Annotated in this window: 17 protein-coding genes; 7 read left to right on the top strand and 10 right to left on the bottom strand. The window is 40.7% G+C overall.

Annotation, left to right across the window (positions count from 1 at the left end; translation table 11 throughout):
- Window positions 1–76: 76 nt before the first annotated feature.
- Window positions 77–280: a hypothetical protein gene (locus EDM53_RS06020; RefSeq protein WP_165379509.1), complete on the bottom strand. Its 204-nt coding sequence runs from the start codon at window positions 278–280 to the stop codon at window positions 77–79.
- Window positions 281–456: 176 nt separating this feature from the next.
- Between EDM53_RS06020 and EDM53_RS00600 the strand changes: the two genes are divergently transcribed.
- Together EDM53_RS00600 and EDM53_RS00605 are read left to right on the top strand one after the other, a co-directional pair.
- Window positions 457–1,239, top strand: a complete 783-nt coding sequence (locus EDM53_RS00600; RefSeq protein ID WP_130121403.1) for a division plane positioning ATPase MipZ — start codon at window positions 457–459, stop codon at window positions 1,237–1,239.
- Window positions 1,240–1,341: 102 nt separating this feature from the next.
- Window positions 1,342–5,097, top strand: a complete 3,756-nt coding sequence (locus EDM53_RS00605) for a hypothetical protein (RefSeq protein ID WP_165379510.1) — start codon at window positions 1,342–1,344, stop codon at window positions 5,095–5,097.
- On the opposite strand, the gene lptB is transcribed toward EDM53_RS00605, so the two are convergent.
- The 4 genes from lptB to EDM53_RS00625 form a co-directional block, all read right to left on the bottom strand.
- On the bottom strand, window positions 5,090–5,809 hold the full coding sequence (lptB, locus tag EDM53_RS00610; RefSeq protein WP_242507799.1) for an LPS export ABC transporter ATP-binding protein: 720 nt from the start codon (window positions 5,807–5,809) through the stop codon (window positions 5,090–5,092). The genes EDM53_RS00605 and lptB overlap by 8 nt on opposite strands.
- Window positions 5,778–6,059 (bottom strand): exodeoxyribonuclease VII small subunit, encoded by a 282-nt coding sequence (locus tag EDM53_RS00615; protein WP_130121409.1) that lies wholly within the window; start codon window positions 6,057–6,059, stop codon window positions 5,778–5,780. Before EDM53_RS00615 ends, lptB begins: the two co-directional genes overlap by 32 nt.
- Before the next feature lie 90 nt (window positions 6,060–6,149).
- Complete coding sequence (locus EDM53_RS00620) at window positions 6,150–8,879, bottom strand: sodium:solute symporter family transporter (RefSeq protein WP_130121411.1); 2,730 nt, start codon at window positions 8,877–8,879, stop codon at window positions 6,150–6,152.
- 125 nt (window positions 8,880–9,004) lie between these two features.
- On the bottom strand, window positions 9,005–9,883 hold the full coding sequence (locus EDM53_RS00625; protein WP_130121413.1) for a cation diffusion facilitator family transporter: 879 nt from the start codon (window positions 9,881–9,883) through the stop codon (window positions 9,005–9,007).
- Window positions 9,884–9,989: 106 nt separating this feature from the next.
- On the opposite strand from EDM53_RS00625, the gene htpG reads away from it, so the two are divergent.
- The 5 genes from htpG to ndk all read left to right on the top strand — a co-directional run bounded on the left by htpG (window position 9,990) and on the right by ndk (window position 15,298).
- A complete protein-coding gene (gene htpG, locus EDM53_RS00630; protein WP_130121415.1) occupies window positions 9,990–11,873 on the top strand; it encodes a molecular chaperone HtpG in 1,884 nt (627 codons plus the stop codon).
- Window positions 11,874–11,950: 77 nt separating this feature from the next.
- Window positions 11,951–12,463 (top strand): RT0821/Lpp0805 family surface protein, encoded by a 513-nt coding sequence (locus tag EDM53_RS00635; RefSeq protein WP_165379512.1) that lies wholly within the window; start codon window positions 11,951–11,953, stop codon window positions 12,461–12,463.
- Between the two features lie 19 nt (window positions 12,464–12,482).
- Complete coding sequence (locus tag EDM53_RS00640) at window positions 12,483–13,307, top strand: enoyl-ACP reductase FabI (RefSeq protein ID WP_130121419.1); 825 nt, start codon at window positions 12,483–12,485, stop codon at window positions 13,305–13,307.
- A 128-nt stretch (window positions 13,308–13,435) separates the two neighbouring features.
- Entirely contained in the window at window positions 13,436–14,671 is a 1,236-nt protein-coding gene (locus EDM53_RS00645; protein WP_130121421.1) for an aspartate kinase, read from the top strand.
- Between the two features lie 204 nt (window positions 14,672–14,875).
- Entirely contained in the window at window positions 14,876–15,298 is a 423-nt protein-coding gene (ndk, locus tag EDM53_RS00650; RefSeq protein ID WP_130121423.1) for a nucleoside-diphosphate kinase, read from the top strand.
- Here ndk and lipB read toward each other — a convergent pair.
- The 5 genes from lipB to EDM53_RS00675 form a co-directional block, all read right to left on the bottom strand.
- Complete coding sequence (gene lipB, locus EDM53_RS00655; RefSeq protein WP_242507802.1) at window positions 15,295–16,002, bottom strand: lipoyl(octanoyl) transferase LipB; 708 nt, start codon at window positions 16,000–16,002, stop codon at window positions 15,295–15,297. The two genes, ndk and lipB, sit on opposite strands and share 4 nt — an antisense overlap.
- Window positions 15,963–16,727 (bottom strand): bifunctional 2-polyprenyl-6-hydroxyphenol methylase/3-demethylubiquinol 3-O-methyltransferase UbiG, encoded by a 765-nt coding sequence (gene ubiG / locus EDM53_RS00660; protein ID WP_130121427.1) that lies wholly within the window; start codon window positions 16,725–16,727, stop codon window positions 15,963–15,965. Before ubiG ends, lipB begins: the two co-directional genes overlap by 40 nt.
- Before the next feature lie 271 nt (window positions 16,728–16,998).
- Window positions 16,999–17,883, bottom strand: a complete 885-nt coding sequence (locus tag EDM53_RS00665) for an RNA polymerase factor sigma-32 (protein ID WP_130121429.1) — start codon at window positions 17,881–17,883, stop codon at window positions 16,999–17,001.
- A 156-nt stretch (window positions 17,884–18,039) separates the two neighbouring features.
- Window positions 18,040–18,957 (bottom strand): FAD-dependent thymidylate synthase, encoded by a 918-nt coding sequence (gene thyX, locus EDM53_RS00670; protein ID WP_130121431.1) that lies wholly within the window; start codon window positions 18,955–18,957, stop codon window positions 18,040–18,042.
- Between the two features lie 20 nt (window positions 18,958–18,977).
- Window positions 18,978–20,303: a C40 family peptidase gene (locus tag EDM53_RS00675; protein WP_130121433.1), complete on the bottom strand. Its 1,326-nt coding sequence runs from the start codon at window positions 20,301–20,303 to the stop codon at window positions 18,978–18,980.
- Window positions 20,304–20,487: the final 184 nt, after the last annotated feature.

Consider the following 20,487-nt stretch of genomic DNA (forward strand, 5'->3'; position numbering starts at 1 on the left):
TCTGCGCACGTATTTCAATACGCTTACGCAGCCTCATCCTCAAATCCATTTGCCTGATTTAATCTGAAACTTGGTATCAGTTCTCAGAGGTCTCAACTTTGACTTGGATTGAACCATCTGGACCATTACTGGCTACACAAGATATACGCCAGCCACTTTGCCCTAATTTATTACGGTCACTCGCATACAGTGTTTCACCTTTGGCTGTCAATATGTCCTCTATTCTTTTTGATGCTGAAGACAATGCCAACCGAAGTACGTTGTGCGGTATTTGTTGCATTTTTTATTCCCCAATTAGAGTTTATTCTCGATACCCAACATGCTATAAAACTGTCAATATCTTGTCAATAAAATGATGATAACAGGTTTAAAAAAAATCATAACAAAGCTCTAGACAAAACATGATATTCAATACATGCTCACCTGGTCCCGTATAAACTTTGAGAGAATTATTGAATGGCAGCTCGTGTAATAGTATTAGGCAACGAAAAGGGTGGCTCCGGCAAAACAACTACCGCCATGCATCTAATAGTCAGCCTTCTTAACTTGCAATTTAAAGTAGGCTCAATCGATATAGACACAAGGCAGTGTTCTTTGACAAGGTACATGGAGAACAGGACCATAACAAAGGATAAACTTGGTATACCATTATTGTTACCAACACACTCAGTGATTCCAAATAACAAGGGTGCTGGAGTAAAGGAAGAGGAAGCGTTTCTAACTGTCTTTAACGCAATGAAGGAAAGCAATGACTTTATAGTGATCGATACTCCTGGTAATGATTCTCCGTTAAGTCGTATTGCTCATTTTTGGGCCAACACCGTCATTACACCCTTAAACGATAGCTTTGTTGACGTAGATCTAATAGGAAAGATTAGCGCAGATAGTTTGGACGTGATCACTCCGGGTGTGTACAGTGCGATGTTATGGGAACAAAAGGTAAAAAGAGCCGCGCAGGATGGTACGGAAATTCGCTGGATTATCATGACGAACCGTTTGTCACAGCTGGAGAGTATCAACAAAAGGAACGTAGACAGCGCCTTAAATAAATTGTCGAAAAAATTTGGCTTTGTGATTTCACCAGGTTTCAGTGATAGGGTAATATTTAAGGAGTTATTTCTACATGGATTAACTTTGCATGATGTGAACATTTGTCAAATAGTCAGAATGACATCGTCAATGGTGGCTGCTCGTCAAGAGCTTCGTCAGCTAATGCAGACTCTGAAATTAGAAATATAGAATACAATTCCTGCACATAGCATTTGCATAGAGTATTAACTGATTATTAAGACATTTATACTATTATTGATTGGTATACTAACCATATGAAGTAGTGGTACGATGCCAGCAGAACATTTCGAGAATACTAGTAAATATACTGATGTCTTAATGTTCGGCGAACCAATTAAAGAGAAAGGTAATATACTCACGGAGTCATACTCCGTATTGAGTAGCTTTAGAAAAGGAGCTAAAGAGAGTCCAGATCCTCAAAGTGCGAACAATGCTCATGATACGATACAGAAGTTACTAGCAACAACGAGTACGATAATAACTGAAAATGAGCTCAAAGATAAATTTAAGGATCACGTAGACAATCATGACGACATTGAGCAAACGTTCAAAGAGATCAGTAACAAAAAGCTGATTCGCTATCATGATCAATTTTACGTGCTATCATACACAGATGATGGAGATATCGAATCTGGACTGAGTGGTTCGGAAATAGTAAGTAGCAATAAGGCACTTCTTAATGCTGACGGAACCAAGGCAAGTTTAGAGTTGGCAAAGATAGGTGCGGAATCCATACAAGCTTACAAAAGCGAGGCAGAGATCAAACAAGATACAACACTCGATCAAAATGCTCAAGAAAGCGCTCAAAATATCATAAGTAATTTCAAATCCTTTGAGTTTCTTGAGATCTTTGTACGTGGTCCAGAGAATCAGCTGACAAAAGAGGTGTATAGAGTAACTCCTTTAGAAGGAGGTAAGATAAAATTCACTAATATCAAAGACACAAAAGAGCTGGTATGTGGTAGCAAGACTTGGCAAAAAGAGTTACAAGTTCAAAAGCCAGATGTAGCACTGCTGAGATCATATTACAGTGATTTGTTTACAGAGCCCAATGCACAGAAATTTACAATGACTGCAGAGTATTTCCCTACAAGAAGTGAGCTCATGCAAGTACTGGAGAAAGCATTTGCAAATAGGGATGTTGACTTGTTACAAATGCTCGCTCGAACAAACAAGTTAAGCGAAGGCATCTTGAACGAACATCCTGAGATATTTCACTTGGTATCGCAGCCAGGGATGGAAGATTTGAAGGATATTGTGTTGAGCAATAGCCTGTTTACGAGCTATACAGATCAAAGACCTAATATGGGCAGCATATCCACAGAGGCAAGTGCAGCAAGTATCCGACAAGAAGAGGGGACAATAAGTATCAATGAGGTAACGTCCAATCCGAATGATTATCAAGGAGCCCTCCTTGACGCTTGCCTCGCTAAAGATATCAATAAAGTTAATGTGCTGCTAGCGTGCGGGGTTAAAGCCAATTTTAGCATTAAAGGTAAAAGTCCTTTAATGGAAGCATTGAAGTATACTCCAGGGGAGGTACAAGCGATATTGGGTGAAAATGATGAAGGCTATAAAGACCTACTAAAAAAAAGACGAGAAATTCAAAAACAGTTGAGAGAAAATTATAACAGAGAGGGCATTGAAAAGACACAGCAGGCGATAGAACAACAGATCAAAAACTCTGATAATCTCACCCAAACACAATTAGATGCATTGAACGCAAAAATTCTAATTATGCAGCAAAAGTTAGCTAAATGCACAGAGTTAGAAGGAGAGCTTGATGAGGTCAAAGCAAATATCGAAAAAACAGAAACACAGATATTGAAAAGCATGCCAGCAGAAAATTCTAGGTTGGAAATAGTGAAAGCTTTAATTCAAGCAGGAGCCACAAAGGAAACAATAAATGAAGCATTCCAAGGCTTTACAAAGCAGTGGCTCAAAAAAAGTGATGGAATATGGGAATTTCGTGGCCCATCTGTAATTGCAAGTATACTGATAGAGGCAGGAGCAGATCCTATCTTTGGCAAATATAGAATGCCGCTTACTCAAAGATTAGCTTTAGTCGGTGGAATGTCAGGTGCACTGAAGACATTGGTTTTTAGTACAACAGACTTATTAGAGCAAAAAGTAGGCAAGACAGTTGCATCTCCCTTAGTATGGTTATCAAATAAACTGATAAGTGGAGCAACCGGGATCGCAGCTGGAGCAGCAGTCAGAGATATAGCTTATTTCCAAAGTCGTAGGCTATTAGATCCAAATTATGCAAAGAGCACAATGTTAAATCTTAAGGATGCACCCTTGATCGGTGCATACCATATCACAGGTTTTGGAAGAGTTATTTCAGGCGAAAGACTTAAGTCATACATGGATACACACGTAGCGTATGATAATGTAAGGAAAGGTCTGTTTAGTATAAATGATATTAAAAGCGAACTACCCTATCAGCAGAGAATACAACTGTGTGATAGCATGCTTGCTAATTACTGTAGAATAGAAGAAAGGCTATCGAAGTTCATGATGCCTTGGACGCGAAGAGGTCTTAAAAAAGCACAAGCAGAGATATTGGAGGCGTATAAAAATACAAGGGTTCAAACTGGCTCTAAGCTGATGGATTTTCTGAAACCAATAAGCGAGGGTCGCTCTTTTAACTGCGATCGAACAATTGCTGAGACATTTACTAAGGCAAATTACAATTCGTTGTTAGTTGAAATAACTTCATCGTCGTCGCCTGAATCTCGAAAGGATTTTGAGCAGCTTAATGGATTAGTTCAAAGCGGTGCACTGATGGCTGGTGTGGAAACAAGATACGTATTGCAGATGCTATCTAAGCATCTCGATGATGATAATAGCATAGAAGCTGCGCGGAGCAAGATGAATAGGCAGCCAACACCAACTAGTACTTTTAAGAACTACCAGAAAGATATGGCTGATTTAGAGTCTGAGATACTTAAGCAACATGCTGTAAGTTTATTGAAAGATAGTGGATGTGATCTCGATAAACTGACGCCTCTTGAGTTAGATACCGTAGCAAAAACATATGGTATAAATTTTAAGCAAGACGAGAAAAATGATCAAAAAAGAGATATGATAATCAACGCGGCCGCAACAACATTACAACAAGATCTGAAGATGCGCCAGCATATAAACAGAACGTTGATAGAGCGCCATAATGCTCAGCTCAACCCCGTTGTGACTAAAAAAAGTCGATCTCTAGCAGATATGTGCTGGTCTATTGCACAAGGTGCTTTAGGCATAGTACCTGCTGCATATGCTAAAATGTCTGGAGTGACACACGCAGAAGCTTCTCATACAATATCAACATTATTAGGCAATATGAGTGCATTAGCACTTGGTACTACAGCAGGAGCTTTGAGTGAACGTATTGATATTCCTACATTACGCCAAACTACTCAACGAACTGTCGCTCCAGTTGCAGCAGTTGCAGTTCCTGTTGCATCTGCTTCTTTACCCTGGCTCAGCAGTTATGGTCCAATCGGTGTTCTCCTTGGTGGAGTCATTGGTGCTAAATATTCAACAAACAGTGCAGAAGGAGCTGTTAAAGGTGCAGCTGTTGGTGGTGTAGGTGCAACAGTAGTTTCTGTTGGTGCAGGCGTCTGTGGTTCGATATGGAATCTTGGATCACAAGCATTTAACGTTGCATCACAAGTAGGCGGCACGATAGGACCAACATTTACGGCAATAGGAACGACAGCTGCTACATATCCTCTAGCAGCCGCCGGAGTTACTATAGGCGCTCTAGGTGCTGCGGCCTACTGTCTCCACAACCGCTCTACTACAAATATACAGGCTGGAGTCGATGTCGGTAGTAAAAAACCAATATATGTGTTCTCTGAACATATACTTAAGCAAACCCAAGAACTTTATCAATTCGAACCGCATATACATCGGAATGACAAGAGCTCAGGTCGCACCACAGGGAAAGCTCGCCAAAGAGGTAGAACAAATTCAGGTCGAGCCGCTACTCCAACCACAGATCAGCATCATCCTGGTCAATCTAAATAAACCCCTCCCCAAGGTATACCTTTCGGACTTCTTTGTTTTGTACGATTTCATCAGGTTTACCGCGTGTCAGTACTACACCATCGTGTATTACGTATGCCATATCAGTAATGGATAAAGCCTCCTTGACGTTGTGCTCTGTTAATACGACACCTATTCCCATTCTTTTAAGTCGTAGTATCAATTCTCTCACCTCACTGACAGCGATCGGATCAATTCCAGCAAATGGTTCATCTAAAAGAATAAATTGTGGCTTAGCAGCCAAGGCCCTGGCTATTTCCACTCTCCTTCTTTCTCCTCCAGATAGTGCGATTGCCGGAACATGACGCAAGTGCGTAATTGAAAACTCTGCCAACAGCTCTTCAAGTATCGGGATTCTCTTGTCAACCGAAGACTCTGCAATCTCCAAAATCGCCATAATATTTTGTTCCACATTTAATCCTCTAAAGATTGAAGGCTCCTGTGGCAGATACACTATACCCAATCTAGCTCTTCTATAGATTGGAAGTTGTGTAATGTCATGTCCATTCAAAAGGATATTTCCATAATCCGGCCTTACTAGCCCAATGATCATAAAGAAAGTAGTGGTCTTGCCAGCCCCGTTAGGACCAAGCAAACCTATTATCTCTCCGCTTTTTATCTCTATTGTAACATCCCTTACAATTCTACGTCCACCGTAGGCTTTACCGAGATTCCTTGCTACTAAATGTGTCATATGTTGTTGGTTCAGTCCTTGTTGCTTGACCATCTTGCTGTATTATCTTCTCAATCTTCAACCTTGCCTGTGCTAATTTTTCGCTACATTGCTTATACAAAAATTCACCATCCTGATAAAGCTCTATCGCACGATCAAGGTTCATCTGCCCTCTCTCCAGCTCCCTTACCTTTTTTTCCAATTCGATCATAGCTTGTTCAAATGGCAAGTTTCTAAAGTCTTCGTACTTATCATTCAGGAATTCACTCATGTTTACACCTTGCAATTAATATAAAAATGTCAGGAACAACAATTGAAGTCATCGGGACTATACTGCAATAACTTGTAAATTTCAAATCTATTAGTTGTCGCATTTTGGAAAGGTCAAGATAAACTCAGTATATACCCCTAACTCGGATGTACAAGCGATGCTACCGCCTATGTGTTCCATCACTTCCCTACAAAAAGCCAAACCTATACCAGTCCCACCAGACTCCCCAGTGTACAAATCATCAAAGATGTGCCGCAGTTGCTTATGTGATATACCCTTGCCATAGTCTTTAACATACACTTTGTTGTCCATCATTCTGATTTCAATCCTCACGTTCGATCCAGCATACTTAATCGCATTATTTAAAATGTTGATGAACGTGTGTTTTACAAACTGCCACGATCCTCTAAATGGAAAATCGTTACTTGCGTCAAAGCTAATGCGACTCTGAATATTTGTATCAAACCTATACTCATTTATGACGCTGCTAATGCATTTTCTCATTCTATAGGTACCTACATCACTAGCTTCATCTTGACCTCTTACTCTTGCCAATAACATCTCAACAGTTCCCATACCAGTGCTTGATATTCTTAGGACCTCCTGTAATGTATCTTGGACAGTGTCGCAGACTTCTTTGGTGAGGTATATACGATCGTTACTTTCTTTTTTGGAATCCTCTACAGCAGCCTTAATAAATTTTTTAAGCATTTCAGAGGCGCTATATGTAGCTGCCAATGGAGTTCGGACTTCATGGGCTATTACTCCGCCTGCAATGATACCTCTTTTGATAGCATTCTCACTCATCTTTTTGAAGTAAGCGACGACTAATAGTCCAACCATAGCATAAAGCATACCTGTCATGAAGCTACTGTTGAGCACAACGAAACCGCCTATAAACACTCCAGAAGCTATACCACAAACAGTACCTATGATTGAAATCCATGCAAAGCTTAACCAATCTATGAACATTGCAAGTAGAAGCGACCCAATTATATAGCTAACTATCCAAAACGTCTGTCCACCACTTAACAACAAAGACATGCTTGAAAGATATGGTAGGCTGAGTACTACCATGATATACCACAACACATCGATATATCTCTGTCTTACCCATCTAGGCCAATACTCATTCAAGCATATACATATCGCAAAGACGACAAAACCAACTCTTATTCCAAGCAACTCCTTGTATGTAAAGATATTGCTGGCTGTATTATCCATAAAAAAGGGAAATAAGCACACGACTGCTGCGGATATGCTTGAAAGCTCATATGGAATGTGTTGGTGCTGAGCTCTAGTGCGAATTGAATGGACGAGGCGTTTATAGTGCAAATTACGCATAAAGTTAGTAACCACATCAATAAGCGTAGGTTTGCTGGGGCTATACAGTTTTTGCTCCTCTTTTTCTTTTAAGCGTTGCTCAAGCCTGTGCATTTTAACTCCAAAGAACAGCTGTACGTAATGTGCCCCAAACAACCCCACTGCACCTCCCATCAACCCAACGCTGAGACTTGCAGTACCTAATTGATCCCAGAAATAACCTGTGATATAAGCAGACATAGCACCTAAAGCAGCAGAACACAAATACGAAGTGGTGTTGGTTCTGAACCCCAAAAAACCAGCGCAAAGAGGTACCATGATGACTGGATACCACAGATTGCCAATACTCCAAAAAAGATCTAGAATACCCCCCTCTATTTTTACCATCACAATAGAAAGAGAGCCTATGATACAGGTTGCCACTCTTGCAATTGTTAACTCTGTATATTCAGTGATGCGGGGAAACAATCTTTTGCAAATATCGTGAGCGCACAATACTGAGGCTGTATTTAACCATGAATCAGCAGTGGACATCATTACGGCTACCATTCCTGCTATCATCAAACCTTTCACTCCGTACATCAAATGATGATCCATAAATGCGGTGAATACGTCGTCCGGTTGAATGTTGGGCTCTTTAACCTGCATGATCAACCCAATGATGCAGATCATAATTAGTAAAGGTCCCCAAAGTGCTGCAACAATGTTTAGGGATCTACTCAGTTGTTTGCTATTTCCAGACATGAGAAATCGTTGAACGAAAGTAGCGCCAGTTTCAGGAATCAGTATGACGATAACCAAGCTAATAAAATCGTATAGCTTACTACCGCTTAAGTCAAAAGCGGTATGGGAAGCAGGCAACTGATTCCAAAGCGACATCATTCCTCCCATGTCATAAAGAGCCACCATACATGATACAGGGATAGCAATGTAAAACACAAAAAACTGTAGTACATCAGTAAATGCAACCGCTCTAATACCACCAGATGCAGAGTAGAGTATCAAAATGCCGACACCTACTATAGCACCAACAAGTTTCTCTACCCCAACAAAATAGTTCAAAACCGTACCTATAGCTATTGCTTGTAGACCAACTACGCCTATGCATACCATAATCCCACAACAATTAGTGATCCATCTTGCAGGTTCACCATAAAGCCTGTGCATGATATCACTGATAGACAAACAACCTTTAAATTGTTCGATGTTCGCAAACACTTTCGACATTATGACCCAAAAGAGTGGATTAAAGATTGCAGCGATAATGAATGATATACCTACAGTATAGACTTTCCCTGCAACTCCTGTCGTTTCTCCAGATGACACGAATGTCGCAAATATTGTAGAGACCAAAACTACTGTTGGTATGGGTCCGCTTCCTAAAGTATGTTCCTTGATCGTTTTTATCTTGGTCGACTTCCAAAACGTCACTACAAGACATGCGACGAAGTACGTTACAATAATGCTGAAATCAAGGACGCTGAGTTTCCCAAACATTTTTGGTGCTCAAAATATTAATATTTTGTTAAGCACAAGTAACAAAAGATGCAACAATACGCAAGAAAAATTAAGTCACAATCAGTGAGCTTATATCAAGGAAGCTCAAAAGCTCAGCAGGCCCCTTAATTATAGCACTTATCCTCCTCAAACATCCCATCAAACTTTTCAAACTCTAGGGTGGAATGCTCTACGTTATATTGTTTGATGTGCTGCTTGATCTTTGTTTTTACCATTTCCATCTTTTCAAACTCCCCAACTACCACGTGTGCCTCTAGTGCATTTTTGTATTCGTCGATACGCCATATGTGAACGTGGTGCACATTAATGATAGCATCATCTAGGGCTTCTATGGATTTTATCAGCGCTTTAACGTCCAAGCCCTCTGGTGAAGCGTTCACAAGTATGTTGACTGCCTTTGACAATCCACTCAGTCCCTGACAGGTGATGTATATCGATATCACCAGTGTTATTAAAATATCAGCTATGTAAAACTGATAAAGCAATATTAATACGCCGACTATGATCACGCCGATTGAACTAATTGCATCAGTAAAGTTATGCAGAAACGCTGCTCTGAAATTTAAATTTTTGCCTGAGAAAGAGTACAAAATATGCGCAGTAATTCCGTTAATAAACACTGCAAACACTGCGACTATGATGACTATCATTCCATCTATATCCTGGGGATGTAGATAACGCTCTAGAGACTCAAGCATTAGGTATATTCCAATCATCACCATAGAAGTGAAATTAATCAGTGCCGCTACGACCTCTATTCGTTTGTATCCAAAGGTTTTATCAAAGTCTGGAGGTCTCTTTCCGATAATTTGAGCTATGAGAGTTATAAGAAGGCTTATAGTGTCGCTAAGATTGTGCAATGCATCAGCCAATAGCGCAATACTTCCACATAGTATACCCGCTATTATCTCTGCTAGAGTTAACACAAACTTAATAACTAGAGAAATCATTAAAGCTTTCTCCCCTCGATCGTACTCGTACATCTATGGTCTCAAAAAAAGTTGTGCAAAGTAAAAAATCTGTCTTGATAGCAAGAGCGACCATGTTATACTGCCATGTTGTTATAATTGTAAATATAAAAGGTAATCTATGTCAGAAGTAAGAAAATTTGACGCTGAAGTTAGCAAAATACTACAGCTCGTTATTCATTCTCTTTACACTAACACGGACATATTTTTGAGGGAATTGATCTCAAATGCATCAGATGCTTGTGATAAGCTTCGTTATCTCTCTATAGCCAATCCCGAGCTTTGTCAGTCTGACGAAAAACTAAGCATAGAAGTAAGGTGTGACAAAGACTCCAACGTTCTGATCATCAAGGACAACGGTATTGGAATGGACGAGAACGACATGATTACAAACCTTGGTACGATTGCAGGAAGTGGAACCCAGAAATTTTTGGAAAGCCTCAAAACTGAGGACATAAAAAAGAATGTGACCCTCATAGGACAGTTTGGTGTGGGATTTTACTCTGCATTTATGGTAGCGGAAGAAGTGGAAGTATACAGTACCAAGGCTGGTCAGAACAAAACGTACCTGTGGAGATCGAAAGGTGACGGAGAATATACGATTCATGAAGTTGTCGATAATCAGGTGCAGTTATCAAGAGGGACGGAAATTCATTTGAAGCTTAAACCTTCTGAAGTAGAGTACCTTGAGAAGTATAAGCTTCAGCACATAGTAAAGACGTACTCTGATCACATATCTTTCCCTATCTACATCGTTGACGCCGAAAATAATTCCGAGATTGCAAACTCTGTTTCAGCGCTCTGGATGCGTCCAAAATCCGAGATCACAGAAGAAGCATACAATGAGTTTTACCACCACATTGCACACATGCCTGATAAACCTTGGTTGACCTTACATAACAAAGTGGAGGGGTTTGTAGAGTATACAAGCTTGCTGTTTATTCCAACTATGAAGCCGTTTGACTTGTTTCATCCGGATAGACAATCAAGGATCAAGTTGTATATAAAGCGTGTGTTTATCACAGAACACGAGGTTGCACTCATCCCTCCATATCTCAGGTTTTTAAGGGGCATAATAGACTCAGAAGATCTTCCATTAAATATTAGTCGTGAGACACTTCAGCATAACCAAGTCGTCTCAAAGATCAAAAAATCGATAGTAAAGAAGGTCCTATCCAGTTTAAAAACAAAAGCGACAGAGGAGCCAGAAGATTACAAGAAGTTTTGGTTAAACTTTGGGGAAGTTATGAAGGAAGGGTTGTGCGAAGGTGCTTTGGAAGAGAAGGAAGAGCTACTGGAATTATGTAGATTCTATACGACACATTCGGGGGATCAGATCATTAGCATCGACCAATACATAGACCGTATGAAAGACGGTCAAAACCAGATCTTTTTCTTAACAGGAGATAGAATCGATAATCTCAGGCATAGCCCACAATTGGAAGGCTTTATAAAACGCGATATAGAGGTAATCTTATTGCCTGATCACGTAGACGATTTTTGGAACAACGTTGTCAATCAGTACAAAAATAAAGAGTTGTGTTCCATCAGCAGGTCCAACATAGATCTAGACGCCATAGTCAAGTTGGAAGCTCAAGCAGACGTCACAGAAGATATTAATCAAGCCCATAGCGTTGAGCTTACAAAGTATATTAAGGATGCTCTGGGTGATAAAATAAAAGACGTCAGAATCTCCACAAAGCTTATCGACAGCCCTGCCTGTATTGCGATCCCTGAAGGAGGCATGAATATCAGAATGGAGAGGTATCTGATCGAACAAAAGCAGCTTCATCATAAAGCTCCAAAGATACTGGAGATTAACCCTCATCATGGCGTTTTAAAAAAGATAGCCCATATCGCTTCAACTGAGCCGACTAGTCAACTGGGCAAAGAGTTGGCGGAGCTTGTGTTTGATCAGGCTTGTTTAATTGCAGGTGAGCCTATGAGCGATCCATATGAATTTACAAAAAGGATTAACAACCTGTTGCTTGGAGGACATTTGTAGCAATTAATTACAATTGACTTATATCCCCACATGGGGGATAGTAACAACGTTTGCAACCTATTTTAATGTGTTTATATATGATCGTTAAACATTCCCTTTTCAACAAGTTGACTATACTTGGTTCAGTTGCTGCAATCTTGCTTACCACAGGGTGTTCTGAAAAAATGTGGACCAATGAGGCTGGTAAGCTTAACAAAAAGAATGTTGGATTGATTGCAGGTGCCTTAGGTGGTGGATTGATCGGTTCCACTCTCGGTAAAGGTAGTGGCCAGATGCTTGGTATAGCTGCAGGTAGCATTCTTGGTGCGTTTTTGGGTAATCACATTGGTTCGTCATTGGACGATGCAGATACTATACGTCACAACCAGACGGCGGCAAAAGCTTTAGAAAATAACAAGACGGGTATGCAGTCGACTTGGCGTAATCCAGACACAGACGCTTCTGGCAGTATCACACCAACAAAAACATATAAAGAAGATGGTAGATACTGTCGTGAGTATACACAGGTTGTCCAAATAGGCGCTAAAAAAGAACAGGCCTACGGTAAGGCTTGTAGGCAGCCAGATGGTGTATGGGAAATAATTAAATAACTTTAATAGGGTACACTATATGTTGGAGTCTAGTGTTTTTTTGAGAGGCAGTGTGTTAGACGGCAAAAAAGGTGTTGTCATGGGTGTTGCCAATGACAAGTCGATATGCTGGGGTATAGCAGAGGCTGTGCATGCTCAAGGTGGGGCCCTCTGCTTCACCTATCAAGGGGAGGCTCTACAAAAACGCATTGAACCGCTGGCGCACTCTTTAAACTCAGCGCCGATTGTGCTTTGTGATGTATCCAATCCATCTGCAATAGATGATGCATTTGAAGCCGCCTTCAAGGCATTGGGTAGATTAGACTTTGTTGTTCATGGTATAGCCTTTTCTGATAAGAACGAGTTAAAGGGCAGATACGTTGATACTACCGTCGAGAATTTTTTAAATACTATGAACATCTCTTGTTACTCTTTCGTTGCAGCTGCAAGAAGCGCATCGAGGTTCATGTCAGACGGAGGCAGTATTTTAACCCTCACGTATTATGGGGCTGAAAAGGTGATACCCAACTACAATACCATGGGTGTTGCAAAGGCTGCTTTGGAGGCGAGCGTGAGATACATTGCCAACGACCTTGGTAAAAATAACATTAGAGTTAATGGTATCTCTTCTGGTCCTATAAGAACGTTGGCAGCGTCTGGTATAGGAGGTTTTAAAGATTCTCTACATTGGAACCAAGAAAACGCTCCACTTAGAAGAAACACGACATTACAGGACGTAGGCCATTCTGCTGTTTATCTACTGAGTGATTTAAGTAGCGGAGTAACTGGTGAGATCATTCACGTTGACAGCGGATACCACGCAATAGGAATGAAAATGCATCAATTTCAAGAAAACGATGCGTAGATAAAATAGCGGACTATGAGATCAACCATCTTAGTATTTGTGCTTCGTAACTTGCAAGCGACCTCTTCTCTCTTGAGTTGTCCTCAAAACCTTGCAACAATGGGTAGAACTCCGTTTGTGGTTTTAGCATGGCACTAATAGTACAAAAGTTTGGTGGCACTTCTGTTGGTTCGATTGAAAGGATCAAGAGCGTCACAAATATAGTACTAAAAGAGCTTCAACTTGGCAACACTGTAGTCGTGGTGGTTTCTGCCATGGCTAAGGTCACTGATTCCCTGGTTACACAGGCCAGAGAGCTCTCTTCATTACAAACATCAGAAGCTATGGAAGAGTATGACACGATACTGTCATCTGGCGAACAGGTTACATCGGGCCTTCTTGCACTTGCGCTTCAAGCCCGTGGTGTAAGAGCTAGATCATGGCTTGGATGGCAGATACCAATCGTTACAACCAACAACTTTGGTAACAGCAAGATAGTAAGCATCAACAATGAAATATTAATGAAAGAGCTACAAGATAATGTGGTGCCTGTCATAGCTGGCTTTCAGGGGGCGCACGGTGAGCGCATTACAACTTTAGGTAGAGGAGGTTCAGACACAACAGCTACAGCTCTAGCAATAGCTTTAAACGCAGACAGGTGTGACATATACACAGACGTGCCAGGCGTGTATACAGCAGATCCTAGAATCGTCCCAGAAGCTCACAAATTAAATAAAATAGCATTTGAAGAGATGTTGGAGATGGCCTCTTCTGGTGCTAAAGTATTACACCACAGGTGTGTTGAAATGGCTATGAAGCACAACTTGAAGATACAAGTGCTGTCAAGTTTTGAAGATACCCCAGGTACTATGATAGTTAACGAAGAGGAAATAATGGAACAGTATGAAATCACAGGTATATCGTCTGTAGACAACACAGTGAGCATAACTGTATATGCACTACCAGCTATTCCAAATGTCACTGCCAACCTTTTTAAACCTTTTCAGGAGGCTAACATCAACATCGACTTGGTTGTACAAAACATGCCTCGTAATGAGCTAGTAGATATTACTTTTACCATCGCTAAATTTGATTTACCAAAAAGTTTGGAATTGTTAAAGTCACAAAGCATAAATCAAAATAGCATGACAATAGACGAAGATGTGGTAAAAGTATCAATCATAGGCATAGGCATGAGGTCTCATGCTGGTGTTGCGCAAAAAATGTTTGAAATACTGGCAGTCGAAGGTATAAATATTTTGCTTATTTCCACATCAGAGATTAATGTGAGTGTATTAGTGAGAGCAAAATATAAGGATGCTGCGGTCCAAGCTTTGCATACTGGTTTTGTTCTAGCGGATGGTAGGTTATCAACTAATAACTAGGGTGAGACGCATGTTGAAGTTCAAAAATGTTATATGTTTGATGTTATTTTGTCTGGCGCTTGCCGCGTGTAGTGGGAGTTCTTCTTCTCATGACTTGAAGAGCCCTTGTGCAGGTGCTGACAGCGACAATCCCTGGAGTCCATGCACTAGAAGGGCCCCTTCTCAAAATTCTTTTTAACATATAAATTTAATGAGCATTTAACTATGAACTTACAACGTACTTTATCCATTCTCAAACCAGATGCCACAAGAAGAGGTATTACTGGTGCAATCAATAAAAAGCTTGAAGAGTCAGGCCTCAAGATCGTAGCGCAAAAGCGCATACGCTTGACTGTTGATCAGGCGAAGGAGTTTTATGCTGTACATAAAGCCATGCCATTTTATGATTCACTAGTAACATTCATGACATCTGGACCTGTAGTGGTGCAGGTATTGGAAGGTGACAATGCTGTATCTGTGAACCGTCAGGTCATGGGAGCTACCAATCCAGCACAGGCTGCTCCAGGTACAATTCGAAGGGATTTGGCTGAGAATATAGAAGCAAACTGTGTGCACGGTTCTGATTCTGTAGAAAATGCAAACACTGAGATAGGCTTTTTCTTTAGCACAGTTGAGATAGTGGGTTAAGAGCAAGAGCCTTTGATCTCATATTTGCTGCTAATTTCAAACTCGAACGCTTTTTGAAAGCGCTGTATAAACGCATCGTCAAATTGCTTCATTGGGACGTAGCAGCCCATTTCTTCAAGGGATGTCATTGGGGTGTCGTGAATGCCGCATGGTATGATTCCGCTGTAGTGTGAGAGGTTGGGCGCAATATTGATTGCAATACCATGGTACGTCACCCACTTTTTTACCCTCATGCCTATCGCAGCTAGTTTGCGTTGTTGGCCCATGTGTGTAGCCCATATACCTATCATCCCTTCCTGAGTACTGGCTTGTACTTCAAATGCCATAAGTGTATCTATTACTGCGCTTTCTAGTCTCACTATAAAATCACGTATATCTGGCGTATGATATATCTGTTTTAAGTCCACCATAATATATACCACTCTTTGTCCGGGGCCATGATATGTATATTTACCACCTCTGTCGGTTTTATATACGGGAAACACTGGTGCAATTAAGTCTAGAGGAAGTGCGTTTAAACCAGCTGTATATACTGGGTGATGCTCTAGAAACCAAATCGTATTGGTTCTGTTTTGTGTAATGATTTCATGGACAATATTGTCCATTATGTCCATTGCTACATCATAGCTGATAGGATGATTAGAATATGCACAATCCAGAGCTATCATGCCGTCGATTTTGGCTGGTGGTCTGCAACTAGGCACATAATATAATTCATATCGTGTGTGTTACATGTCGATGCGATACCTGTAAACGGATTTAACTTAATTCCTGTGACATCCATAACACTCCCTCCAGCATTTTGTCCAAATTTTTGTAATTCAGATGGTTTCACAAATTTGTCCCAAGCATGGGTTCCACGAGGTACTACTCTCAAAATGTACTCTGCACCAATAATACCGTATATGTAAGACTTCAGTGTTCTATTGAGCGTGGATACAAAGAGCAGTCCATTGGGCTTTAATAGGTCCATGCAGGCCCTTATAAACTCCTTTGGATCCATAACGTGCTCTATCACTTCCATAGCTATGACAACATCAAAGCTATGCTTATATCTTTCTTTGGTCAGCAACTGCTCAGCTGTTGCAACTTCAAAGCTGAGATTCTCATTTAAAAGATGTTGTAATTGAGACGCGTCAAGATATTGATAAGCGGCGTCGATGTTAGCGCTACCAGGATCTACACCTAAAACCTGTAATCCAACCTTTGCTAAGGGTATAGATAAGACACCACCCCCACAACCTATGTCTATACACTTTACGTCTCTTCTTGTTTTGGTAGAGTTTTTGGTAGAGTGAGAACTGCTTATTATATGTGAGTCAATTTTATCTAGAATATAATCAATTCTTAGTGGATTGAGCTGATGAAGTGCCTTAAAGCTTCCTTCTTCGTTCCACCATTCCGATGACAATTGTGAAAACTTCAACATATATGCAGTCAATTTGAAACACTCAAAGGATGTGTACCACTGGTTGCTAGCTCCAGAGATCGTTCTAGCCTTCAGAGGTGTTGCTAGGTTTCAGAGATTCGATCACACTACACCAGGCCTCAGCAAAAGTCCAGAAGGGAAAACATACATACACGACATAGAAGGAGAAAAGTGCCGATATTGTGTACTTTCCTATCCAACCCTACGCAAAGAGGTGAGACAAAGGGAACGCTAATTATGTTGCTGATAAGCTAGCTCAAGTTTGGTGATGTCAATTTATGGATGGAGTATACATCTCGTAAACTGCTGACTTAAGCTTATCAAACGCACGTTTCTCAATCTGTCTAACACGCTCTGGAGAAATTCCATATTTATTGCTCAGGATGTCTAATGTGACTGGCTTTTCATTTAGCATTCTGCCATGTAGTATGTCCTGCTCCCGCTCTGTCAAGCTTGATATCGCATTTGATAAGATAGCTCTCTTGTGTTGAAAGTCATTTCTTTCAAGCAATAAGGTCTCCTGACTAGGCGCTGAGTCGGGTATAAGGTCCAACAATTCTGTATTATTCTCGCCATCATCGTATACATGGTCGTTCAAAGATACGCTCTGATTATGCATCAGCGTATTCATCTCCAGTACTTCCTCTTTGGAGACATCAAGTTCTTTGGCAACGGTATGGATCTGAGCTTCAGACATCTCTTGAGCTTGACCCGTAGTAGAGAACAAGCGGTTTTTAATCTTATTTAAGTTGTAAAACAACCTTTTCTTTGTTGCGGATGTACCAACTTTGACTGAATTCCAGCATTTCAAAATATAATCCTGTATGTAGGCTTTGATCCACCATATTGCATAAGTGGAAAATCTGTTACCCAATTTGGGATCAAATTTCTTAACCGCTTTCATCAATCCAAGGTTACCTTCAGATATGATATCTAAAACGGGCAAACCATAGCCTGAGAACTTAAGTGCAATCTTCGCAACTAGCCTCAGGTGACTTGTAATCAACTGATGAGCAGCCTTAAGATCGCCGTGCTCATACCATCTCCAAGTCAATGAACTTTCCAATTCCTCTGAAAGGATAGGAAATTTTTGAATCTCGCGAAGGTATCTGACTAACCCCGCTTCAGAAGCAACTACAGGAGCCAATGGATACATAAAACCGCCTCTTTCTTGTTACAGACCATCTGATTCTTATATAGTCATATTATACGTGATAATCAAGAGGCATAAAGTTTTTTTTAGAAGTGATGACTGAGTCCACTACGTAAGACCTCAGAGTCTGAGATGGTCTTGATATAATATTATAGCAATTCAGATGCCTATTTGTGCCATTAGTTCAGACCACTCTCTCTTAGACAGGCCGCTGTTCAGCTCCGATACATTCTCTCCTCTCAACATTCTCCGTATCACCTCTAATCCATTCGCTGAAATCGTTGCCGCATTTAGCTTGTAGTTTACAAAGGCATCGTATGTAAACGGCACCCATTTTTTGACTATGTCCAATATTACCTTTGCGTATTCTCTAATTTCATACTGGGCACCAGGAGCGCTTCTAAGCCGTAGGAAATGTAGCAAATTGTGCAAATCTATCTTCCAATACAGCTGGGTATAAGAACTGACAGGCAAATTAATTCTAGCTAACTCTCTTGTAAGCCCGCTGCGGTCTTCATCAATAACATCTCCAGACACGTCGTCTATATTCATCATCTCAACATAATGGTTATAACACTGCTGAGAGTCATTTTTAAAAATGTCTAGGACACGCCTTGCCTCCTCCCCGCTGAGAGTTCCTGCCCTCCCCTGCTTATTTGAAGTAGACTGTGCAGCTAAATTCTCTTGTGCAGGCACGTAGAACTCTTTATCAAGTATTGAATATCGGGCAGAATACTCATTGACGCTTGCAGTGCGATGTCTCAACCATTGTCTAGCAACAAATATAGGCAACTTGACATGCAACTTGATTTCACACATCTCAAATGGAGTGGTGTGAGCGTGCCTCATGAGGTAGTTGATTAGCGCTTGATCTTCGGTTGTCTTTTTGGTTCCCCGTCCGTATGATACTCTTGCTGCTTGGACAATTGCGGCATCATCTCCCATATAGTCTATCACTCTAACAAAACCGTGATCCAAAACTTGAAACGGTTCATATATGATCTGCTCTATGGCTGAAACAGTGACACGGAAGGTCTCGTCAGCTTTTGATCTCAATATTTCAACATCTTTTTGCATAAGTCACTTGAAAATTGATACTATAGTACACTCATTGATGAGACAAGGTTCAAAAACAACGATTCCTTGTCAACCTCTTTAAGCTCTTGTCCATATTCCACACTTGAAATCACTGTGCGACCAATGATGTTTCTTCCATGTGCCCTTCTTATGTGGTTACCCCACACGCTCTGTAACATCAATATCTTGCCGTCCTTGTAGCCTAGGTATATTCCAATGTGACCAGGGCGATACAATATCGTTCTAAAAGGTACGCCATGCTTTATTATCGCTTGTCGTTTTGCTTTTAGACTCATGTTGGCAAGATCGACGACCTTCCCCTCTTTGCTTTGTCCAAAAGAGTTTCTAGGCAACGGAATTCTGAAAACACTGAAGTAGTCTCTCACTAGTGAAGAACAGTCCCTATTTACCATGTAACCGCCCCAACCATAGTGCTGTGATAGGAGCACGTTTATCAGTTTTTTCAGATTTTCTGAAGTGAATCCCATCGCATCTGTTGAGGAAATTTGTTTGGACAAATTAATGCTATGCCAGCTCACAAAACCGTTTTCAGCCCTTACAGGCAACAGAGCCTTGTAGTAAGTGTTCATGTCCTTTTCTACAAACAGCACCATTCCAACTCTTGAATAACTCCAAAATTGCCTTGTGCCACTATACAGAGGAACCTGGTCTGAGGAAATCACTGCGATGTCTAGGTTACTGACTCTATCAAATGCTTGTTGATCAACGATTGCGATTTCAGATACCTTGACAAACCCAGCCTCACTGTAAGGAGACTCAACCAAAGCCCAAGCCTTGTCTTTTGAAAAGTGGCTTATGAACACTGGAGTGCCAGCATATATCAAGCTATTTTGAAGATTATCAAATGGATAGCCCTGCCCTCCGCTCTGACTGTCGTAGAAGCAAGGAAAGTCTGTTGGCATCTTCCTTAGATTTGCATGAGATACAACGATACCTCTCGCTTTTGCAGTATTAATGGCACCGAAATTTGCATTTAACTTAAGCGATTCAGCAAAGTCAGGGTTGGTATATTTGCACAAATTTTCTCTGTAACAATCGCTCAGAGGATATTCAAAAGCTCTTTGAGTATCTGGAGTGACAGTAGATGCGCTTTTCTCCCAAGGGGATAATATGAATGAGTTATACGAACGCACATCTCCACCTTTTATAAGTTCGGGCGCAGATGGTGCAAACTCTGCCACATAAGCAGGATCTTGTGGAATAGAAGCTAAGTCTTGTATAGGTATACAAGTATTTTTCTGAGATGCGGACTTATAATTCGTGTTAGTGCAGCCAGATACTAGAACCAGTAACAGTAGCGATTGCACGAGTGTTCGACGGAACATTTTGTTTTATAAGTTTTTTGACTGTAGGCCCATGATACCTTTTGGTGTAAATCAGTCAAGCTGAAAAATTTCAAATTCCTTTGTATTTTTGGTATGTATTGGATTCACAACATTCAAAACCACCAAACAATTCCTTGCAAAATCAAGGGCCATTAAGTAGCATGATATTAGTGGGTTAAATAAC

The sequence above is a fragment of the Rickettsiales endosymbiont of Peranema trichophorum genome (genome assembly GCF_004210275.1).
Lineage (GTDB): Bacteria > Pseudomonadota > Alphaproteobacteria > Rickettsiales > Midichloriaceae > RICK02.

Coding starts and splice junctions, on each gene's coding strand:
- EDM53_RS06020 (WP_165379509.1), bottom strand. CDS start 280: ATGCAACAAATACCGCACAACGTACTTCGGTTGGCATTGTCTTCAGCA.
- EDM53_RS00600 (WP_130121403.1), top strand. CDS start 457: ATGGCAGCTCGTGTAATAGTATTAGGCAACGAAAAGGGTGGCTCCGGC.
- EDM53_RS00605 (WP_165379510.1), top strand. CDS start 1,342: ATGCCAGCAGAACATTTCGAGAATACTAGTAAATATACTGATGTCTTA.
- lptB (WP_242507799.1), bottom strand. CDS start 5,809: ATGACACATTTAGTAGCAAGGAATCTCGGTAAAGCCTACGGTGGACGT.
- EDM53_RS00615 (WP_130121409.1), bottom strand. CDS start 6,059: ATGAGTGAATTCCTGAATGATAAGTACGAAGACTTTAGAAACTTGCCA.
- EDM53_RS00620 (WP_130121411.1), bottom strand. CDS start 8,879: ATGTTTGGGAAACTCAGCGTCCTTGATTTCAGCATTATTGTAACGTAC.
- EDM53_RS00625 (WP_130121413.1), bottom strand. CDS start 9,883: ATGTACGAGTACGATCGAGGGGAGAAAGCTTTAATGATTTCTCTAGTT.
- htpG (WP_130121415.1), top strand. CDS start 9,990: ATGTCAGAAGTAAGAAAATTTGACGCTGAAGTTAGCAAAATACTACAG.
- EDM53_RS00635 (WP_165379512.1), top strand. CDS start 11,951: ATGATCGTTAAACATTCCCTTTTCAACAAGTTGACTATACTTGGTTCA.
- EDM53_RS00640 (WP_130121419.1), top strand. CDS start 12,483: ATGTTGGAGTCTAGTGTTTTTTTGAGAGGCAGTGTGTTAGACGGCAAA.
- EDM53_RS00645 (WP_130121421.1), top strand. CDS start 13,436: ATGGCACTAATAGTACAAAAGTTTGGTGGCACTTCTGTTGGTTCGATT.
- ndk (WP_130121423.1), top strand. CDS start 14,876: ATGAACTTACAACGTACTTTATCCATTCTCAAACCAGATGCCACAAGA.
- ubiG (WP_130121427.1), bottom strand. CDS start 16,727: ATGTTGAAGTTTTCACAATTGTCATCGGAATGGTGGAACGAAGAAGGA.
- EDM53_RS00665 (WP_130121429.1), bottom strand. CDS start 17,883: ATGTATCCATTGGCTCCTGTAGTTGCTTCTGAAGCGGGGTTAGTCAGA.
- thyX (WP_130121431.1), bottom strand. CDS start 18,957: ATGCAAAAAGATGTTGAAATATTGAGATCAAAAGCTGACGAGACCTTC.
- EDM53_RS00675 (WP_130121433.1), bottom strand. CDS start 20,303: ATGTTCCGTCGAACACTCGTGCAATCGCTACTGTTACTGGTTCTAGTA.